The organism is Polyangium spumosum (genome assembly GCF_009649845.1).
Taxonomy (GTDB): domain Bacteria; phylum Myxococcota_A; class Polyangia; order Polyangiales; family Polyangiaceae; genus Polyangium; species Polyangium spumosum.
This window is the reverse complement of sequence record NZ_WJIE01000008.1, coordinates 13,892-33,601: the sequence shown is the minus strand read 5'-3', so window position 1 is coordinate 33,601 and position 19,710 is coordinate 13,892. Positions and strand designations below refer to the sequence as shown.

15 protein-coding genes are annotated in these 19,710 nt (G+C 70.9%); 9 read left to right on the top strand and 6 right to left on the bottom strand.

The annotated features are described in order from the left end of the window. The first annotated feature begins 3 nt into the window (after positions 1-3). A complete protein-coding gene (locus tag GF068_RS26720) occupies positions 4-915 on the top strand; it encodes a LysR family transcriptional regulator (protein WP_153822305.1) in 912 nt (303 codons plus the stop codon). A gap of 13 nt (positions 916-928) precedes the next feature. On the opposite strand, the gene GF068_RS26715 is transcribed toward GF068_RS26720, so the two are convergent. The 4 genes from GF068_RS26715 to GF068_RS26700 all read right to left on the bottom strand — a co-directional run bounded on the left by GF068_RS26715 (position 929) and on the right by GF068_RS26700 (position 6,582). Next, positions 929-2,356, bottom strand: a complete 1,428-nt coding sequence (locus GF068_RS26715) for a S28 family serine protease (protein WP_170319698.1) — start codon at positions 2,354-2,356, stop codon at positions 929-931. Between the two features lie 191 nt (positions 2,357-2,547). After that, positions 2,548-3,156, bottom strand: coding sequence for a TetR family transcriptional regulator (locus GF068_RS26710; RefSeq protein ID WP_153822303.1), 609 nt, complete (start codon positions 3,154-3,156; stop codon positions 2,548-2,550). Further along, positions 3,153-4,481: a cytochrome P450 gene (locus GF068_RS26705; protein WP_153822302.1), complete on the bottom strand. Its 1,329-nt coding sequence runs from the start codon at positions 4,479-4,481 to the stop codon at positions 3,153-3,155. The genes GF068_RS26710 and GF068_RS26705 overlap by 4 nt, the downstream gene beginning before the upstream one ends. A 547-nt stretch (positions 4,482-5,028) precedes the next feature. Then, positions 5,029-6,582 (bottom strand): M17 family metallopeptidase, encoded by a 1,554-nt coding sequence (locus tag GF068_RS26700; RefSeq protein WP_153822301.1) that lies wholly within the window; start codon positions 6,580-6,582, stop codon positions 5,029-5,031. Positions 6,583-6,696: 114 nt separating this feature from the next. On the opposite strand from GF068_RS26700, the gene GF068_RS26695 reads away from it, so the two are divergent. After that, positions 6,697-8,124 (top strand): protein adenylyltransferase SelO family protein, encoded by a 1,428-nt coding sequence (locus GF068_RS26695; protein WP_153822300.1) that lies wholly within the window; start codon positions 6,697-6,699, stop codon positions 8,122-8,124. Between the two features lie 18 nt (positions 8,125-8,142). Here GF068_RS26695 and GF068_RS44410 read toward each other — a convergent pair whose 3' ends face one another. Beyond that, positions 8,143-9,267, bottom strand: a complete 1,125-nt coding sequence (locus tag GF068_RS44410; protein WP_206079561.1) for a hypothetical protein — start codon at positions 9,265-9,267, stop codon at positions 8,143-8,145. Between the two features lie 122 nt (positions 9,268-9,389). Between GF068_RS44410 and GF068_RS26685 the strand changes: the two genes are divergently transcribed. The 5 genes from GF068_RS26685 to GF068_RS26665 all read left to right on the top strand — a co-directional run bounded on the left by GF068_RS26685 (position 9,390) and on the right by GF068_RS26665 (position 16,713). Next, entirely contained in the window at positions 9,390-10,310 is a 921-nt protein-coding gene (locus GF068_RS26685) for a RipA family octameric membrane protein (protein ID WP_153822299.1), read from the top strand. Between the two features lie 178 nt (positions 10,311-10,488). Then, positions 10,489-12,156, top strand: coding sequence for a serine/threonine-protein kinase (locus GF068_RS26680; protein WP_240807463.1), 1,668 nt, complete (start codon positions 10,489-10,491; stop codon positions 12,154-12,156). 4 nt (positions 12,157-12,160) lie between these two features. Beyond that, complete coding sequence (locus GF068_RS26675) at positions 12,161-13,705, top strand: Kelch repeat-containing protein (protein ID WP_170319697.1); 1,545 nt, start codon at positions 12,161-12,163, stop codon at positions 13,703-13,705. A 2-nt stretch (positions 13,706-13,707) separates the two neighbouring features. After that, the gene (locus tag GF068_RS26670; RefSeq protein ID WP_153822297.1) at positions 13,708-14,652 is read left to right on the top strand and encodes a PEGA domain-containing protein; all 945 of its coding nucleotides are present in this window, start codon (positions 13,708-13,710) and stop codon (positions 14,650-14,652) included. A gap of 30 nt (positions 14,653-14,682) precedes the next feature. Next, the gene (locus GF068_RS26665) at positions 14,683-16,713 is read left to right on the top strand and encodes a S9 family peptidase (RefSeq protein ID WP_153822296.1); all 2,031 of its coding nucleotides are present in this window, start codon (positions 14,683-14,685) and stop codon (positions 16,711-16,713) included. Between the two features lie 68 nt (positions 16,714-16,781). Here the strand turns inward: GF068_RS26665 and GF068_RS26660 are convergent, their stop codons facing one another. Next, the gene (locus GF068_RS26660; RefSeq protein WP_153822295.1) at positions 16,782-17,336 is read right to left on the bottom strand and encodes a hypothetical protein; all 555 of its coding nucleotides are present in this window, start codon (positions 17,334-17,336) and stop codon (positions 16,782-16,784) included. A 125-nt stretch (positions 17,337-17,461) separates the two neighbouring features. Between GF068_RS26660 and GF068_RS26655 the strand changes: the two genes are divergently transcribed. After that, on the top strand, positions 17,462-18,415 hold the full coding sequence (locus GF068_RS26655; protein WP_153822294.1) for a hypothetical protein: 954 nt from the start codon (positions 17,462-17,464) through the stop codon (positions 18,413-18,415). 33 nt (positions 18,416-18,448) lie between these two features. Further along, a complete protein-coding gene (locus tag GF068_RS26650) occupies positions 18,449-19,687 on the top strand; it encodes a CapA family protein (protein WP_153822293.1) in 1,239 nt (412 codons plus the stop codon). Positions 19,688-19,710 lie beyond the last annotated feature (23 nt).

Below are 19,710 nucleotides of genomic sequence, written 5' to 3'. Positions count from 1 at the left end.
ACGATGACCGACATCCCTCGCCTCCCCGACCTCGAATCGCTCCGCTGTTTTCTGGCCGCGGCGCGTCACCTGAGCTTTCGCGTGGCCGCGCGCGCGGTCGCGCTGTCGCCCGCGGCGTTCAGCGATCGCATCCAGCGCCTGGAGGACACGCTCGGCGCCTCCCTGTTCGACCGCACGACCCGCCGCGTCGCGCTCACCGCTGCGGGCGAACGCCTCGTGCCGGAGGCGCAACGTTGCCTCGATCAAGCGCGCCGGTGCGGCGAGGTCGCGCGGCGCGAGGACGGCGCGCCGATGCCGTACGAGCTCACGATCGGCACGCGCTTCGAGCTCGGCTTGAGCTGGCTCGTCCCGGCGCTCGACGCGCTCGAAGCGGCGCGCCCCGAGCGCAGGATCCACCTCTCTTTCGGCGACACGCCGGACCTCGTCCGGCAGGCGCAACGTGACGTGATCGACGCCTTCATCTCGAGCGCGCGCCTCTCGGACGCAGGGTTCTCCTATGCGCGCCTGCACGAGGAGCGATACGTCTTCGTGGGAGAACGGCGGCTCCTCGCGTGCCGCCCCCTCGCGCGCCGGGACGATTGCGCAGCGTTTACGCTGCTCGATGTGCACCGCGATCTGCCGCTCTTCCGCTACTTCCTGGACACGCGCCCCGGAGGTGAGGACTGGGCCTTCCGCCGCGTCGAATATCTCGGCACGATAGGCGCCGTGCGGCTGCGCGCCCTCGCGGGAGCGGGGGTCGCGGTGCTGCCGCATTATTTCGTGAAGGAGGATCTCCGGCGCGGCCGGCTCCTGCCGATCCTGCCCCGCGTGAAGCTGCCGATCGACTGGTTCCGGCTCGTGTGGCGCGAGGGCCACCCGCGGGACGCGGCGCTACGAAAGCTCGCCGAGGACCTCGCCGCGCGGCCGCTCCGGTGACGAAAGCAGGGCGTCAGCGCGGCGGCAGGCGCGAGAAGGGCCCCGGGAGCTCGTCGTCCACGGGCTCCGGCGCGAGCGAGGCGGGCGACGCCGCCGCCTGGAAGACCGAGGGATCAAAGGGCACGTCGGCCCATTCGAAAATGCGGCTCATCGCGTGGAGTCGCTCGTCCTCGGGCAGATGCGCGATCCTCACGCCGTGCCACCCGCCGGGCACGACGTACTGGAAGGAGTCGTTTTTCGCCCTGCCCTCGAACTTGCTCGTGCTCCAGGGATCGTATTCGCCGTAGATGAAGAGCATCCGCTCGCCGTGCGCCCGCGTCCGCGCTTCGATCAGCGGCATGAGCCCGTGCGAGAAGGGGATCGTCACCGGCACGGGCGTGAGGTTTCTCGCCAGGTCCTCCCCCGGATATCGCAAGAGGTCCTTCAAAGGAGCCTCGTCGAAGCGCGGGTGGCCGAGCTGGGTGGCCGATTGATAGAAATACGGCCCGTAATGGATGTTGATGGTGTCGTCGTCGTAGTTGAAGGGCGCGCCGAGCCAGTTGATGTAGAAGTCGATGAGCTCCGCGTCGCTCGCGGTGGGCTCCGGGAGGAGGGGCTCGCAGACCTCCAGGGGGCAGAACTGCCAGAAGAAAAACGAGGCCTCCAGGGCGCCGAACTCGAAGGCCCGATCGGCGCCCACGACGTCATAGGTGAGGCCCCATTGAGCGACCCCCGCCTGCATCATCGGCACGAGCGTGTCGCGCCGCTTCAGGAGCTCGCGCTGGAAGGCGATCAACCTCGCCCGGAGCTCCGGTGTCCCCACATTGCGAATGAACTTGACGTACCGCGGATCCCTGTCCGAATAGGTGGACGGCGACACGTACGCGACCGTGCCGTCCACGTCGTCCGGATAATAGTAACGATGGTAGATCGAGGTCATGCCGCCCTTGCTGCTGCCGTTGGAGATCCAGCGGTCCGTGTAAACCGGCCTCATCGCCTGCACGATCCGGTGAATGTCGCTGGCGGCCTGCTGGATGTTCAGGTGCTCGTACGCCGGGCCCGCGGGCACGGATTCGCCGTAGTAGCGGTGCTCGACGTAGATCTGATTGGCCCCGAGCGCGGTCGTGAGCTCGCTCTCGACCTGCCGCCCCGTCCAGACGGAGTAACCTCCAGTGAGCATCGACATGGGCGCGTCGAAGGAGCGGTGCACGAGGGCGATCTTCTGCGTGAAGCGTGGCCCTTGCGGGTCGTGGTGATCCACGGGCTGCTCGAATCGGAGCACGAGGAAACGCGCCCCCGGGATGGTCGAGGGGTTCTCGCTGACCACCGTGAGCCCGGGGATCGTCGCGAGCCCGGCGAGGAGCTCGTCATTCACGGCGGATTGCGCGGCGGCGACGTCCTCGTCCGGCGAGGAGGCGTCACCACAAGCGGCGACGCCGAGAGCGAGGAGGATCGTGGCCACGGGAAAAGTACGGATTCGTCGAAAGTCCATACGAATCCATCTGGCAATCGCCGTGCCCGGGAGTTTCGCTTCGCCGAGAGGTCACGCGCGCCCGCCGCTGCGCATGTCGCGCAGCTCCCCTGCGCGAATTGCGCAAATCGGCGTCACCGTGACGCGATTCGCGCAAGCGAGGGCGCCCTGCTCCGGGAGGATCAAACCTTCACGCCGCGCGCGTCCCCGTCCCGGGCGCGGATCCCGTCGAGGAGGACGGCCTTGCAATGGGCGAACGCCTCGGGGAAGCTCATCCCGAGCGCGGAGAGCACGTCGGGGCGGAGGACGTTCTGCGCATTGCCGATCACGACGCGGACGACGAGATCCTCGGGGATGTCGGGCCGGAACACGCCCGCGCGTTTGCCCGCGGCGAAGAGCGCGCGCGTGCGCGTGTGGACGACCTTCTGCCTCCATTGCTCGACGCGGGCCCAGAGCGACGGCGCGTCGCGCTGCAGATCGCTGAGCAGCGGCCCGCGCGCCTCTTCGTAACCCGCCGCCACGATACGCATGAAGCGCTCGAGCTTGTCCTCGAACGAGAGCGCCCCGTCGCCGAGCACGCCCGCGAGGTCGCCGTCGATCGCCGAGAACGACGCGTCGATGACCGCCTCGCAGAGCACCTCTTTGCTCGCGAAATGGCGGTAGAGCGTCTTCTTGCTCATGGCGAGCTCGGAGGCGATCTCGTCCATCGTGACGCGACCGAAGCCGTACGCAAAAAAGAGCCGGCGCGCGGCGGCGAGGATGCGGAGCTTCACCTCCGCCTCGACCGTCACGCGACCGCCCGACGGACGGGGCCGAGGTGCCGGAGCGGCGCGCCCTCGGAGGGGCCGAGGGTCACGTTGCGGCGAACGACACGCGGCGGCGTCGAGGAGACGATCTGGAAGCGGTGCGCCGAGAGCAACGTCCCGAGCACGATCTTCATCTCGTAGAGCGCGAACGCCGCCCCGAGGCACCGCCGCGCGCCGCCGCCAAAAGGCAGGTATTCGAAAGGCGTGAACTTGCGCTCGAGGAATCGCTCGGGCCGGAACACGTCCGCGTCGGGGTAAATGGCGGGGTGATTGTGCACGAGCACGATCGCGGCCATCACGCCGATCCCGGGCGAGAGCTCCCGCCCGCGGAGCGTGAAGGGCGCGAGCAGCTTGCGCGAGACCATCCCGACCACGGGATGAATGCGGAGCGCCTCGTCGCAGACGGCCGAGAGATAAGGCAACCTCGCGAGCGCCTCAGGCGAGGGCGCGGGGCCGAGCGCGCCGATTTCATCGAGGAGCCGATCGCGGATCCGCGAATCGCGATGAATCGCGTCGAGCGCCCAGGCCATCCCGATGGCCGTCGTCTCGTGGCCGGCGATGAGCATGGTGCGCAGCTCGTCGTCGATCTCCTCGTCGGACATCGGCCGCCCGTCCTCGTCGCGCACGGAGAGCAGGAGGCTCAGGATGTCCTCGCGGACCTCGCCGCTCGCGCGCCGCGCCGTGATCTCCTCGGCGATGAGGGCGTGAAAACGCCCGGAGAACCGCTGGAAACGCGCCCAGGGCCCGAGCCCGCCGAAGGAGCGACGCAGGAGCGTCGTCATCATGAGCGGCGGCGTGTACGCCTCGATGTAGCCGACGATCACCTCGCGGAAGAGCGCGACGCGCGCGGGATCACGCACGCCGAAGACGGCCTCGATGATGACCTCGAGCGAGACGTCCTGGGTGAGGTCCTGCGCCTTGAACGCGGCGCCCGGCGGGAGCGCGGCCGCATTGCGCAGGGTGATGTTCGCCATGAGCTCGCCATAAGCGCGCATGCGATCGCCGTGAAAAGGCGGGGTGAGCAGCTTGCGCTCGCGGCGGTGGCGCGCGCCGTCGAGCAGGAGGACCGAATGCCGGCCGACGACGGGCTCGAGCGGGAGGACCGCATAAGGGGTGAACAGGGCGGGATCGGCGGTGAATATCTCGCGGATCCCCTCGGGATCGCCGGTGGCGACGACCGTACCCGTAGGGAGCGGGAGCGTGAAGGGATCGCCGTAACGACGGGAGCTTTCGAGGAAAAAACGCTTCGTATCACGCGCGATCCCGAGCACGGGGAGCGCAGGGACGCGAGGGCCGGCAGGCAAGGTCATGGGGGCCTCCGTGGGAACTCAGGAAACTGTACCGGTTTCCTTGGTTTCCTGCAAGGGTTGGGAATGTGCTGCTGGCAACCTCCGGGGTTACCTTCGAGCTCCGCGCGGACCTCGGAAGCAGCCTCCGGGGTTACCTTCGAACTCTGCGCGGACCTCGGAAGCAGCCTCCGGGGTTACCTTCGAGCTCCGCGCGGACCTTGGAACCTGCCTCCGGGGTTACCTTCGAGCTCCGCGCGGACCTCGGAACCTGCCTCCGGGGTTACCTTCGAGCTCCGCGCGGACCTCGGAAGCAGCCTCCGGGGTTACCTTCGAGCTCCGCGCGGACCTCGGAAGCAGCCTCCGGGGTTACCTTCGAGCTCCGCGCGGACCTCGGAACCTGCCTCCGGGGTCACCTTCGAGCTCCACGCGGACCTCGGAGCCAGCTTCCGAGGTTCCTTTCGAACTCCGCCCGACACCCGAAACCACCCCTCGGGGTTACCTTCGAGCTCCGCGCGGACCTCGGAGCCAACCTTCGAGGTCACCTTCGACCTCCGCCGCGCGCTCTCCCTCACTCCGCCGGCTGCCCCAAAAACGCCGTCAACATCGCCACCGGGCTCCCCGTCGGCCGGCCGAATTGCCAGTCCGGCGGATCGACCACCACGCCGCCGATGTCGAGGTGCACGAACGGGATCTTCTCGCCCCGCAGCCCCGACGCGATATCGAGGAACGCAAACGGGAACTGATGCCCCCGCGGCGTGTTCACCGACGCGAGCCGGTTCGAGCTCACCACGTCCTCCGCGCTCGATCGCGGCGCCACGAACGAATAATCCTCCCGCCGCGGGCGCGACCGCTCCAGGGGCTCGCCCCACGCCTCGCCCAGCCGATCCAGGAGCTCCAGCGTCCCCGCGCGTTGCGCCGAACCATTGCCGATCGCACCCACGTACGGCCCGTACGCGCGGTACACGTGGCCCGTGAGCGTCGCGACCGAGAGCACCGTCGGCGACGGCGCCCGCTCCGCGATCGACTTCGCCTCCGCCAGGAGATCCGAGAGCACGAGCCGCCCCTCGGCGTCCGTGTTCCCGATACGCACCCGCACCCCCGAGCGCGCCCGGATGATCTCGTCGCTCACGAACGCCTCGTCGCCCACGTTGTTCCGCACGAGCCCCAGCAGCCCCACCACGCGCACCGGCACCTTGAGCAGCGCCGCCGCCAGGACGAGCCCCGCGACCGCGCCCGCGCCGCCCTTGTCGCGCGACATGCCCGCCATGTGCCCGTCCGTCTTCAGATCCGCGCCCCCCGTGTCGTACGTGACGCCCTTGCCCACGAGCACCACCGTCCGCGACGCCGGCGCCTCGGGCGTGTACGAGAGGCGCACGACGCACGGCCGGTGACGCTCGACCCGCATCGAAGCCCGCGCGACGGCCGCGATCAGCGGATACCCCGACACGTCGTGCTCCACGGAGACCGCGACGCCCGTGCCGCGGAACGCGATCTCGCAGAGCTCCGCGATACGCCGCGGCGCCATACGCTCGGGCTCCGTGCCCGCGATGTCGCGGCAGAGCGCGCGGCCATGGTCGATCGCCGACAAGGACCGGGCCCGCGCCTCGTCGAGGCCCACCACGCCGACGGCAGAGGCGGTGCGCGGCGCCTTGCCCGCCTCGCGCGCCTCGACCGGCGCCCACTGGCTGCCAAGCGCCGCGAGCGCTGCGACTTCCCGCGCACGCGAAAACCGCGGCCCCGACGGCGCTTGTACCCACACGAGCGGCCTCGTCGCGCCCGCGTCGACCGCCCGGCTCGTCCCCGCGGCCACGGCCTCGGCCACGCTGCGCACGTCGTCCGTGTCCTCGCCGAGCGGGCCCATCGGCACCACCACGAGGCGCCCTCCCGGCAGCCCGGGCGCCGCGATCACCGCGGGGGGCCGCGGGCCTCGATCGAGCGCCGCGTCGGCCTTGAGCGCGCACGCGAGCGCCGCGGAGACGGGGCCCGTGAACGCGCCGCCGCGTGAGCTGAGCGGCGAAGGCGCGACGAGGACCAGGGCATCAAAAGGCAGGCCTTCGAGCGAGCCTTGGGCGAGCGCGTCCTCGGGTTGACCGAGGAGCAACGGCGGATCGTAGGAGGACATGAGGGCCCCATCCTAGAGGATGCAGCTACGGCGTCGCAACCGCGGGGCGAGCCCCGCTCGCACGCTTGCGCTGGCCAGCCGCGCAGAGGTGGCCTAAAGGACTTCCGATTTCCTATGCCCCTCCCCCCCCGCTACCGCCCCTCCCCCCGGATTTCGTCGCTCGGCGAAGGCTTCGCCGACGTCGTCGCGCCCGCCCGTTTCCCCGCCCGCACGCTCCGCTTTCGTAACCAGCGCTGGGCCAGCCGCCTCGGCCTGGGCGAGCTCGACGCGGAGGCATGGGAGCGTCACTTCGCGCGCCTCGAGCCCTTGCCGGACAACCTGCCCGCGCCGCTCGCGTTGCGTTACCACGGGCATCAGTTCGACGTGTACAACCCTCACCTCGGCGACGGGCGCGGGTTTCTCCTGGCCCAGCTCGAGGATCCCGAGGACGGAAGGCTGCTCGATTTCGGCACGAAGGGCAGCGGGACGACGCCCTGGTCGCGCGGCGGCGACGGGCGCCTCACGCTGAAGGGCGGCGTGCGCGAGGTCCTCGCCGCGGAGATGCTGGAGGCGCTCGCCGTGCCCACGTCGAAGGCGTTCTCCCTGTTCGAGACCCACGAGGCTTTGTTCCGCGGCGACGAACCCTCCCCCACCCGCTCGTCCGTCCTCGTCCGCCTCTCGCACGGCCACATCCGCTTCGGCACGTTCCAGCGGCACGCCTATCACCGCGACGCGGCGCGCCTGTCGAAGCTGCTCGATTTCTGCGTCACCCATTACGTGCCCGAGGCGGCCGGAGGCGCCGAGCCGGCCGTCCGGTTCGTCGAGGCGGTGGCGCGGCGCTCGGCCCGGCTCGTCGCGCGCTGGAGCGCCGCGGGGTTCGTCCACGGCGTCCTGAACAGCGACAACATGAACATCACGGGCGAGAGCTTCGATTATGGCCCGTACCGGTTCTTGCCCACGCTCGATCCCTCGTTCATCGCCGCCTATTTCGATCACACGGGCCTCTATGCCTTCGGGCAGCAGGCGCGCGCCGTGGCGGTCAACCTGACGCGCCTCGCCGACGCGTTGCGCCTCGTGGCCCCCCAGGCCGCGTTCGCCCCGGCCGTGCGCGCGTTCGAGCCGGCGCTGCGCGAGGCGCGCTCGGCCGCGTTCCTCTCCCGGATGGGCCTCTCGCCCTCGGATCCCGACATCGACGCGAGCCTGACGGAGGCGATCGAGCTCTTCCTGGAGGAGAGCGGGGCCCCCTTCGACCCATTCTTCTTCGACTGGTACGGCGGCGCCGCGAGCGAGGCGCGGGCCCGGGCGAGCGAGGCCGCGCGGTTTTACCAAGGTGAACGATTCGACGCGCTGCGGAGCCTCATCGACCTCTATGCGCCCGCCCGCCCCGAGGCGCTCTCGCACCCGTATTTCCAGGGCGACGGGCCGTGCTCGTTGCTCATCGACGAGATCGAGTCGATATGGCACGCGATCGACGCGCACGACGACTGGGGGCCCTTCGAGGCGAAGGTCGCGGCGATTCGTCGAATGGGGGAGGCGCTGGGGGCGGAGGCGCCGGCGGGGTGAGGCCGGCGCCGACGTGATTCAAGGGGCCGCCAGCAGGAGGCTCTTGCAGCAGATCGTCGTCGCGCTCCCCGCCGTCAATACCTCGCCCTGCCCCGCGGGCGTCGGGCACGCATCGGGGCCGAGCGCCGGCTGCGGGGGCTTGACCTCGATCGCGCCGCCCAGCCCGATGTTGACGCATGTCCCAGCCGGGACCTCCTTGTTCCCGCTGCATCCGAGCTCGAGCTCAGCCGGCGTGTACCAGAACACGCCCTCCGTGCCGCACGACACCTTGCTCGAATCACACTCGCAATTCCCGCACTTTCGCCCCTCGGTGTAGGCGCCATACGCGACATGGCGCGCGTCCTGCCAGCCCACCGGGCACTCGCTCACCACGCCCTCCGTTTTCATGCAAACCAGACCGCTGTAGAGCCCTTGCGGCGGCGTCCTGCACGCGCCGCCTTCACACGCGGAGCTCCCCGGGCCCGCTTCGCAAAGGTGCACGTCGTGTTGCCACAATTTCGGGTACTTGAGCGTCGGCGCCTCGAACGTCGACGCACACTTCACCGCGTTGTCGTTGCTCGGGACGGGCAACCCCGTGATCTTGCAGGACGAGGCCCCGAGCGGGCCGCCCGGCAGGGAGCTGCCCCCCACGCACCCACCCTGGACGAGCTTGGGCGCGCCGTTGCTGCAACCGGAGCCTGCATGACACGACACCTCGGCGCCGACACACGTGACCTCCGGGAGAACGTCACACTCGCAGGCATTACAATCGTTCGGCGAGGGATCCGCCCGCAAGGTGAAGTCGGGCGGGCCGCCCTCCGGGCAGGCCTCGGTAGCTGCCAGGGGCTCCGTCACGTGCCCCCAGTACGGCCCGACCCAGCCTTCCGGCGGTATCGACGGGATGCATACACCTTCCGTACACGCGCCGCCTCCGAAACCACCCGCGCCGCCCATGCCCCCCGCACCGCCGGGACCTGTCACGCCGCCGCCGTCGCCCCCCATCCCACCCGCGCCGCCCGCGCCGCCCGACCCGCTCGCCGCCGCCACGGTGATATTCGAGGCCGGGGGCGGCTGGTAATCACCCAGCGAACACGACGCGATACCGATCACCACCAGCGCTCCCATCGTCGTCACGAGCGCGCCGCGTTTCGTCCACCCGCTCATCGTTCTTCCTCCTGACATGCCGCCCGCCTTCCGGGGCTCACGATATCCGAACGGCCGACGCTCGTCATCACGCGTTCCGCTGTTCAAAATGCCAATCTCTTGCTTTGATGCGGCGAGCCATCATGCACGACGCACCGCCGGCCGAGGTCCTCGTCGTCGCTGCTCCGAGCCAGGACGGACGCGCCTCCCGGATCATCGAGCGGCTCGAGGAGCGCGGCCTCCACGCGAAGCGCTGGCCCGACGACGACGACGGCGCCGATCCCGCGCGCTCGCTCGCCCGCGCCGGCAAGGCCGCCGCCGCGATCGTCCTGCTCGCCGACGGCAGCTTCGCCGCCGGCAAGATCGGCGCGCCCGAGGAGCTCGTCCCCGCGCTCGTGAAGCTCACGGACAAACTCCTGCTCGTCGCCGTCGACAGGGCCGCGCTCGCCCCGCTCGTCGACCTGCGCGCCGATGTCCTGCCCGCGCGCGGGGGCCTCGCGGAGCTCGACGAGGGCGCGGCGCGGGACGTCGAGCGCCACGTCGCGCACGAGGTCCTCGCCGAGGTGGATCGATCCCACGCGCCCGAGCGCACCGACGCCTTCGACGAGTACCGCCTGCTCTTCGACAGCACCGAGCGCCTCGTCGAGCGCAGGCGCGGCACCACGCAGACGTTCCTCACGGTGAACGCGGGGCTCTCGGCGGTCGTCGCCTTCCTCGTCAAGGACCTCGCGCTCGAGGGCGCGCGCCTCGCGCTCGTGACGATCCCGCTCTTCTTGATCGGCGTGCTCGCTTGCCGCCTCTGGAAGCGCACGATCCTCCAGTACGAGGCCCTCGTCGACTGGCGCTACCGCCAGCTCCGGCGCATGGAGCGGCGGCGCTTCGTCGGCAGCTATCGCCTCTTCACCCGCGAGTGGGAGGGCCTCTACGCGCCACGCGCGAAGAAGCGCTTCGGCTTCTCGGAGCTCGAGGCCACGGTGCCGACCACCTTCCTCGCGCTCTACGCCCTCGGCCTGCTGTTCGCGCTCGCCTCCCTCGCCGGTCTGCTCGATCGCCTGCTGCCCTGACGCGCGGCGTCGCCGCCCGGGACAAAGTCGCGCGCCTTCGGAGGATTTCGGCGCTCCACCTCGGGCGTCCGGAAAACCCGTAGAGCCGGATCTCGGCGAGGGTTGTGGAGCGTCCGTTGGCAGCGCTATAGTTCGGCTGGATCCGCGTGCCCGGCCCGGGCGCCCCTTCTGCTTCCTCATGTCGCCTTCGTCCCACAAGCCGCCGCCCGCGTCCGCTCGATCGCCGGGCGACGCCGCGATCACGGGCGCAGAGCAGAGCCCGGAGGCCGAGGCGCGATCCATGGCCGAGACGCAGGACGCGCCGCGCTCGGGCGAGCCCCGATCGACGCCGCCGCGCTCCGCGCCGCCCGAGGCATCCCCCGCGACGACGTACCTCGCCGGTGACGTGATCGCCGGGAAGTACCGGCTCTCGAAGGTCCTCGGCGAGGGCGGCATGGGCGCCGTATGGCTCGCGAAGAACCTCACGCTCGACATCGACGTCGCCGTCAAGCTCATCCGGCGCGAGTTCGCGACCGCCGAGGCGTCGCAGCGCCTCCTGCAGGAGGCGCGGGCCGCGGCGCGCATCGGGCACCCGTCGATCGTGCGCGTGTTCGACTTCGGCACGACGGAGCAGAAGGACCCGTTCATCGTGATGGAGGTCCTGCACGGCGAGTCGCTCGGCGAGACGATCTCGCGCAGGCGCAGGCTCTCGCCCGCCGCCGCCGTGCGTACGCTCCTGCCCGTGGCGAGCGCGCTCGCGGCCGCGCACGCGAAGGGCATCGTGCACCGCGATCTCAAGCCCGACAACGTCCTGCTCGTCACCGACGATCGCGGCGCGGTCGTGCCCAAGATCGTGGACTTCGGCATCGCGAAGCTGCACCACGAGGAGGTCGTGCGCACGACGACGCAGGCCGGCGTGATCCTCGGCAGCCCGCACTACATGTCGCCCGAGCAGGCGTGTGGCCGCAGCGACGTCGATCATCGCACCGACATCTGGGCGTTCTGCGTGATGCTCTACGAGGTCACGGCGGGCGTGAAGCCGTACGACGGCTCGAACTACAACGCGCTGCTCAGCGCGATCCTGCTGCGTGATCCGGAGCCGTGGTCCGAGCACCAGGTCGACGACGAGGAGCTCTGGGCGATCGTGCAGCGCGGCCTCGCGAAGGAGGTCGACGATCGCTGGCAGACGATGCGCGAGCTCGGCGCCGCGCTCGCCGCGTGGGCGCAGAGCCACGGCGTGGAGACCGACGCCGCGGGCAACTCCCTGCGCGCCCACTGGCTCGAGCCCGAGGAGCATCGGCCGCTCTCCGACAGGCCGCCGACATCCGTGGTGCAACCCTCCTCGCCGCGGCCACGCATGATCTCCGAGCGCGAGCTGCCGCCGCCCGTGGACCTCGACGGCGATCCCGCCGCGGAGGACCTCGACGCGGAGGCCGACCCGAACGCCGTGCACCCGCCTTCGAGCGTGCCGCTCCCGACGACGAGCACGAGGCCACCCGAGCGGCGCTCGGCTGCGCTCTGGATCGGGCCGATCGCGCTCGCGGTGGGCGCGGCCTCGGCGGGCGCGTGGATCTACGTGCAGGGGGATGGCTCGGCGCCGAGCGCGGCGAGCGCGCGCGCGCCGTCGGCCCTCACCGCGCCGCTCACGAGCGACCCCGAGGCGAAGCCCACGATCCACGCGGCGTCGCCTCCCGAGGGCGCGCTCCCCTCCGCGACGCCGCCCCCGAGCGCGGAGCCTGCTTCGAGCGCGACCAGCAAGCCGGCGACGCCCTCGCCCGCGCCGAGCACGAGCGCGCCGATCGCCCCGAGGCCCTCCAGCAAGCCGGGCCCTGCGCCAATGCCCGTCCCCAAGAACCCCGACTTCTGAGCTCATGAACGCTCGCGGCACGCCGCTCACGCTCGTCCTTCCCCTGCTGTTCGCGCCGCTCGCGTGTTCGCTGCTCGCGGAGTCGGAGCTCGCGGACAAACCTCTCGGGAACGCAGGCGGCGGCGCGGCCACGGGCACCGGCGGCGTCGGCAACGAGGGCGGCGGCGGAGCGCCCTGCGACGGCGCGTGCAGCGCGAGCGAGGCGTGTTGCGCGGACGCGTGTGTCGACACCGAGACGAGCGCCGAGCACTGCGGAGGCTGCGGGCAAGCTTGCGCGGCCGGCGAGCGTTGCTGCGGCGGCGACGTGGGCTGCGCGGCGTGCTGCGCGACCGCGGACTGCCCGCAGGATCACCAGTGCATCGGGAACACGTGTGTCCTCCAGTGTTCCGGGCAAACCGAGGCCTGCGGCGACGTCTGCGCGATCCTCGCGACGGATCCGAAGCACTGCGGCACCTGCAGCAACGACTGCCTCGCGGGGCACGCGTGCGCGGGCGGCGTCTGCCAGCCCGGCTGGGTGACGATGACCCCCATGAACGCGCCCTCGCCGCGGCAACGCGCGGCGGCGGCGTGGGCGGGCGCGAGGCTCTTCGTCTGGGGTGGCCAGGACGCGCAGGGCGCGCTCGGCGACGGCGCGCTCTACGATCCGAAGACCGACACGTGGACGGCCGTGAGCGCGACGAACGCGCCCGAGGCGCGCGTCGACGCGGTCGCGGTGTGGACCGGCGATCGTGTGCTCGTCTGGGGCGGCGGCGCCGCGAACAGCTCCGCGGCGGTGAACACCGGCAAGCTCTACGATCCCGCGGCCGACGCCTGGAGCGACGTCGCCGTCGCGCCCATCGGCCGGCGCGCGCCCGTCGCCTTCTCCACGGGCAGCCACGTGCTCATCTGGGGCGGCACCAGCGGCGGCTCGCCCATCGCCGGCGGCGCGCTCTACGACCCGGCCATGAACAAGTGGAGCACGATGAGCACCGCCAGCGCGCCGAACGCCCGGACCCACACCGGCTGGGTCTGGACCGGCACGGAGATGTTGCTCTTCGGCGGGCGCCCCTTCGGCTCCGGCGCGACGAACGAGGGCTTCGGCTACGACCCCACGATGAACAAGTGGCGCAGCCTGCCTACCCAGCAAGCGCCGAACTCGCGTTATGATGCCTTCACCGTGTGGATGAACGGCACGATGCTCGTGTACGGCGGTCGCAACGTCGCCGGCTCCGCGCTGGAGGACGCCGCGATCTACGATCCGATGAGCGACGTCTGGGTCCCCACGACCTCGAACGTCAAGCGCTCCGCGCCGATCGGCCGGACGGGCGTGACGGGTTATCTCGGCAGCCGCGTCCTGCTCGCCGGCGGCCTCGACGTGGCGCAGATGCCCGCGACCGACGGCCACGTCTACGACGCCGCGAGCGCGCTCTGGAGCGCGATCCCGCCCTGGCCCTCGGGCAACAGCCACGAGCACGGCACCTTCGTGTGGACCGGCCAGGAGATCATCGTCTGGGGCGGGCTCGACAAGGACAACATGTTGACCTCCGCGGGGGAGCGCTACCGCCCTTGACCGTGATCCCGAGGCGCCTCTTCACGTCCCTCGTCCTCGCCGCCGTGCTCCTCGGCCACGCGCCCGCGCGCGCGCAGAGCCCCGCGGACGTCGCCCTCGCGCGTGAGCTCTTCCGCGAAGGCGCCACGCTCGCGGAGGGTGGGCGCTGGGCCGAGGCGCGCGAGCGATACGCGCGCTCGCTCGCCTTGAAGCGCGCGCCGCTCACCCTCTACAGCCTCGGCGTCGCGAGCCGCGAGGTCGGCCGCCTCGTCGAGGCGCTCGAGAGCTTCCGCGCCTTCCTCGTGGAGATGGATCCCGAGAACGCGACCCACAAGTCGTACGAGCAGCCCGCGCGTGACGCCATCACGGCGCTCGAGAAGCGCGTGGGCCGCCTCGACCTGCGCATCGTCCCCGCCGGGCCACGCGCGCTCGCCGTGCGCGTCGACGGCCTCGACGTCCCGCAGGCGGCGCTCGGCTTGCCGCGGATCGTCGATCCGGGCGAGCACGGCATCGTCGTGCGCGCCGAGGGCTACCGCGAGGCCAAGGCCACGGCCAAGGTCGGCGAGGGCGAGCAGATCAAGGTCACCGTGAAGCTCGAGCCGATCCACGCGAAGGGCCCTGGGCCCGTGAAGCCTCCGATCGTCGAGGGCCCCGAGCCCGAGCGGCCGATCGCGCCCATCGTCCTGCTCGCGGGTGGCGCCGTGGCCTTCGCGTCGGGCCTGACCGTCGGGTTGATTGGTGTTCAAAAGGCCTCGGACGCCCCCGTGCAGGACGGCCCCGAGGCGGCGGAGGCGCGCAGGCTCGCGCTCGCGGGGGACATCGTCGGCAGCGTCGGCATCCTCGCCGCGGGCGCGGGGGCCGCGATGCTCCTCCTGGGCAAGCCCCAGGACACGCCCGCCGAGTCCTCCGGGATCTCCGTCAAGCCGTTCGTCACGCCGACCGGGGTTGGGCTCGTCGGGCGCTTTTGACCTCACGGTTTGTCTGTTAACCTGCCGCGCATGCGCCTCCCGCGTCTCGCCTTCCTCGCGGGCCTCGGCCTCGTCTCCTGCGCCTCGCCGGAGCCGCCGAAGCCCGTGCCCGTCCCTCCTGCTGCCCTCGTGCCTCCTCCGGTCGAGCCTCCCGAGGCCCCGGCGCCCGAGCCCGCCGCCGAGGCTGCCGCGGGCATCACGCTCGAGCAGCTCCTCGACGTGCACCGCGCGACGGCCCCGCGCGCGCTCGGCCGCGAAAAATTCCTGTTCCTCTCGGACGCGCCGGGCACGATGCAGATCTTCTCGGCCTCGCTCGACGCGGCGCCCACGGCCGAGCCGACGGCCCCGGTGCAGCTCACGAAGTTCCCCGATCGCGTCGTGGCCCTCCGGCTCGCGCCCGGCGGCAAAGGCGCAGTGTTCCTCAAGGACAAGGGCGGAGACGAGAACTTCCAGATCCACTGGCTCGACCTCGCGGCCGGCGACAAGCCCGAGGCGACGCAGGCGCTCTCGGACGCGCCCAAGGTCCGGCACACGCTCCCCGTCTTCGACGACGCCGGCAAGCGCTTCACGTTCACCTCGAACGCGCGCAACGGCAAGGACATGGACCTCTACGTCGAGGCGCTGCCCGCGAAGAAAGAGACGTTCGGCAAGAAGCCCGTCGTCGCATTGTCTGGCAGCCACGCGGTCGCCGACTTCCTCGGCGATCGCGTGATCGTCAGCGAGATGCGCTCCGGCTTCGATCAAGACCTCTGGCTCATCGACGCGAAGAACGCCTCGAAGAAGCTGCTCACCAAGCACAAGGGTGACGAGCGCTGGGTCTCGCCGCGCTTCACGCGGGACGGCAAGTCCTTGCTCGTGCTCACCGATCGGGGCCGCGAGTTCCTCTCGCTCGTCGCGCTCGACGTGGCGACGGGCAAGGTCACGCCGGTGCTCGAGCTCGACCACGACGTGCAGGACCTCGACCTCCCGTCGTACACGAGCCGCAAGGCCGAGGCCGGGCAGCCCGAGGACATCGTGGCGCTCACGGTCAACGTCGACGGCGTCGAGGAGGTGCACGTCGTCACGCTCGACGCGAAGCGCAAGGTCGTGTCGAAGAAAAAGACCGACCTCGGCGGCGTGGTGTCGAGCCTCGATCTCGCGCCGGCCGGGGACGTCGCCTTCGTCGGCCTCGAGCGCCCGAACCTCCCGACCGAGGTCTACCGCGTCGACGTCGCGACAGGCGCCGTCACGCGGGCGACGAAGAGCCACCACGCGGGCATCGACACGTCCAGGCTCGTCCCGGCCGAGCTCATCACGATGAAGGCCTCCGACGGGAAGACGATCTCGTTTTTTTATTACCAGACGCCCCCGAACGCGGGCGAGAAGCGGCCCGTCGTGATCTCGGTGCACGGCGGCCCCGAGGGTCAGGCGCAGCCGAACTTCAGCCCGCTCGTGCAATGGCTCGCGCTCTCCGGGTATGCGGTGGCGGCGCCGAACGTGCGCGGCTCGACGGGTTACGGCAAATCCTTCTCCCACCTCGACGACAAGGAGAAGCGCGAGGACTCCGTCCGGGACCTCTCCGAGGTCGGCAAGTTCATCGCGGCGCGCCCCGACGTCGACCCTGCCCGGATCGCGCTCCTCGGCGGCAGCTACGGCGGGTACATGGTCCTCGCCGGGCTCACGCTTTACCCCGATCAATGGGCGGCCGGCGTCGACATCGTGGGCATCGCCAATTTCCGCACCTTCCTCGAGCAGACCGCGCCTTATCGCCGCCACCTCCGCGAGGCCGAGTATGGCTCGCTGGCGAAGGACGGCGCCTTCCTCGACCGCGTGAGCCCCATCCACAAGGTCGACCGCATCAAGGCCCCGCTCATGGTCGTGCACGGCACGCGTGATCCCCGCGTCCCCATCGGCGAGGCGCGGCAGATCGCCGAGGCCGTGAAGAAGCGCGGCCTGCCCGTCGAGCTCTTGACCTTCGAGGACGAGGGTCACGGCATCGCGAAGCGCAAGAACCGCCTCGTCGCCTTCCCCGCGATGGTCGATTTCCTCGACAAACACGTCAAGGCCAAGGCCTCGCCCTGACCTCACCACCCGAGCCCTCCCTTCGCCCCCTCTCCGACGCGCGGAGAGGAGGGGTTGGGGGGTGAGGCTCAGGGCAACAGGCGCGAGATGATGCTCCATTTCGTCGACTGGCCCGACTTCATCGCGAGGACCGCGGTGATGCCGATGACGCCCGCCGTGCAGGCCAGGTTGACCGGCCCCATCACGCCCAGGAATCGCATGAGGCCCCTCGCCTTCTCGGGCGTCCGGGCCGAGGGCTCCTCCCCCGACGCCACGGGCACCGCGCCCTCGGGGGCCTGACGGCCGAGCTCCTGACCGCTCAGGATGTTCGCCGCGCCCGTCAGGACGGCGGCGCCGAGCAGGATGTCCTTCGCCAGCACGAGGCCACGCGTCTCCTCGTCGATCGACCGCCCCGAGATCGCGGCGCGGCCGATGAACCAGGTCAGCGCCGCGACGCCCAGGCTCGCCGCCGTCACGACGTTGTAGCTGCTCCACGCGTCGTGGAGGACCTGTCCTCGCTCCTCCTCGGAGTGGATGTCCTGGACCGCGCGGTGCAACGCGAGCTTGCCGAACAGCGGGCCGCCGAAGCCGGCCGCGAGGCCGAGATCATGCAGCACCCAGGCGGACGTCGAGAGCATGGCCATGGTCATTCCCCCTTCCTGACGAGCACATCGGCCCCGGGGGACCGTCTTGCTCACCGGGGAGGCGCCTGCACGACGGATGCCGCGCCTCCTCGCGCCCGCTCGCCTTTTTCTGGTAAACGTACCTCGTGGCCGAGATCGATCCCTCCAAGAGGAGCCTCGTCGAGCAGCTCCGCGCCCTCGCCGGGGTCTCGCACGATACGAACGAGTTCGACGTCCTCGCGGACGAGGGCCGCGTCATTCACGTCCACTTCAGCCCCGGATCGACCGACTCGCTTTACGTCAAGACGCGCATCTCGGAGAGGGGATCCACCCCGCGTCACGCGCAGGCCGGCTATCGAAATGGCCGCCAGGGGCCGCTCCTCGTCCCGAGGCCCATGAACCTCGTGCTCCGCAAGGAGACCCCGGGCGACCGCGCATTCAAGCAAGACGGCGTGAACCGCGAGATCCAGACCGGCGACCCGGCCTTCGACGAAGCGGTCTACATTGATACATTGATCAACGATGATCTGGTCCGCGCCGTCCTCGCCTCGCCGGACGCCCGCGCCGCGATCCTCGCCCTCCTCCAGGGCGCCCATTGCACCGAGGTCCGCATCGACGGCACGAGCGAAGGCACTATCTCGCTCGGCCTCGTCGAGTTCACGACCCGCTCGCCCGATCAGGAGCGCGGCGCGCGCCTCGTCTCGGCCCTCGCCCTCCTCGCGGACGCCTTGCCCCCGATCCGCGCGAGCGGCGAGGCCCCTCCGTCCGACAAGCAGGCCGCGGCGGCCACGGGCGGCTGCGCCGGCGCGATCGTCGGCCTCATCGTGGCGGTCGTCATCGCGTTCGCTTATGCGCCGAGAGGCTGCGTCGAATCCGACGGGGAAGGCTCGAGCCTCGTATGCAGCAAGGCCCCGGAGTGCTGCGATCCGCTCTACAGCGGCTTCCTCTGGGGCATGATCACGAGCTTCCCGCTCATCCTCCTCCTGCACCGCGTCGTGCGTGGAATGCCGAACTCCTCGACGAACCGGTTCATCTTGCAATCTTCCACCTTCTTCCTCCTCACGGAGCTCGGCGTCATCGTCGCGCGGTTGTGGCGCTGAGGGCCGCCGCGCGCTACGCCGAAGCTCCCTCCCATGGCCTCGATCCGCGCTGCCGCACCCCTCGCCCTCGCGCTCGTATTCGTCGCCGCGTGTGGGAATGATCGCGCGGATACCTCGAATCCAGCGCCCTCCCCCGCGCCCGCGGCACCCGCCACCCCGCCCGGAGCCGGAGACGACGCAGGCGCGGACGCGAGCGACGCGGCCCCGGACACGGGCCCCGAAAAACCCGCATTCGTCACCGTGTTCGCCGCCGGCGACGTGAGCTTCGGCCGCCTCGTCGGGCAGATCCTCCTGCGCGAGCCGGAGCGCGCCCTGTTCGCCTCCATGGATGACCTCCTCCGCGCGGCCGACGTGCGGTTCGTCAACCTGGAGGGGCCCATCAGTGATCAGGGCCGCGAGACGGTCTCCCCCGAGAACAACCTCGTCTTCAATGGCCCGCCCGCCTCGGCCGACGTCCTCGCGCGCGCCGGGATCGACGTCGTCTCCACGGCGAACAACCACGCCTGGGATTACGGGAAATCGGCCATGCTCGAGACGCTCGATCACCTCGACCGCGCCAAGGTCCTGCACGCGGGCACGGGCGCGACCCTCGAAAAGGCGTTCGAGCCCGCCATCGTCACGCGGCGCGGGCTTCGCCTGGCGTTCCTCGCCGTCACCGATGTCTGGAACCAGGGCGTCCTCTCGCGGCACCCGGGCCGCGCCCACGTCGCCTCCGCCGATCGGGAGGCCCTCGTCCGCGCCGTGAAATCCCTCCGCGAAAAGGGCGACGTCGATGCGATCCTCGTGAGTTACCACGGCGGCGAGGAGTACCGCGAAGACCCCCTGCCCCGCACGCGCGCCCTCGCCGAGGCCGTGATCGACGCCGGCGCCGACGCCTTCCTCGGCCACCACCCCCACGTCGTGCAGGGCGTCACGTTCCACGCGGGAAAACCCATCGTCTACAGCCTCGGCAACCTGCTCATGCGCATGCACAGCGGCCACCCGTGGACCGAGATGGGCCTCTCCGTCAAACTCGAGCTCGAAAAGGGCGCCCCTCCCCGCCTCTTCGTTTGCCCCTTCCGCATTCACGGCATCGACCCGATCCCCCTCGCCCGCGATCCCCGGCGCAAGGCTTACGAATCCCACTTTTTTGGTCGATTCCGCGCCCTCTCGCGGCGCGTCGGCGACGCGGCCATCGGGCCCGCCTCCGCGGACGGATGCGCGCCGGTCGCTCCGTCCTCCGGCGCCGGGAAGGCCACCTCCGCGGATTCTCGCGCGGCGAACTTTCCGTAGTGCCCTCCTGGCATTACGCTCCC

Excerpts from the sequence above, each read along its gene's own strand:
- GF068_RS26660 (WP_153822295.1), bottom strand. The coding sequence starts at position 17,336 with ATGGCCATGCTCTCGACGTCCGCCTGGGTGCTGCATGATCTCGGCCTC.
- GF068_RS44410 (WP_206079561.1), bottom strand. The coding sequence starts at position 9,267 with ATGAGCGGGTGGACGAAACGCGGCGCGCTCGTGACGACGATGGGAGCG.
- GF068_RS26700 (WP_153822301.1), bottom strand. The coding sequence starts at position 6,582 with ATGTCCTCCTACGATCCGCCGTTGCTCCTCGGTCAACCCGAGGACGCG.
- GF068_RS26675 (WP_170319697.1), top strand. The coding sequence starts at position 12,161 with ATGAACGCTCGCGGCACGCCGCTCACGCTCGTCCTTCCCCTGCTGTTC.
- GF068_RS26685 (WP_153822299.1), top strand. The coding sequence starts at position 9,390 with ATGCACGACGCACCGCCGGCCGAGGTCCTCGTCGTCGCTGCTCCGAGC.
- GF068_RS26680 (WP_240807463.1), top strand. The coding sequence starts at position 10,489 with ATGTCGCCTTCGTCCCACAAGCCGCCGCCCGCGTCCGCTCGATCGCCG.
- GF068_RS26705 (WP_153822302.1), bottom strand. The coding sequence starts at position 4,481 with ATGACCTTGCCTGCCGGCCCTCGCGTCCCTGCGCTCCCCGTGCTCGGG.
- GF068_RS26720 (WP_153822305.1), top strand. The coding sequence starts at position 4 with ATGACCGACATCCCTCGCCTCCCCGACCTCGAATCGCTCCGCTGTTTT.
- GF068_RS26695 (WP_153822300.1), top strand. The coding sequence starts at position 6,697 with ATGCCCCTCCCCCCCCGCTACCGCCCCTCCCCCCGGATTTCGTCGCTC.
- GF068_RS26665 (WP_153822296.1), top strand. The coding sequence starts at position 14,683 with ATGCGCCTCCCGCGTCTCGCCTTCCTCGCGGGCCTCGGCCTCGTCTCC.
- GF068_RS26650 (WP_153822293.1), top strand. The coding sequence starts at position 18,449 with ATGGCCTCGATCCGCGCTGCCGCACCCCTCGCCCTCGCGCTCGTATTC.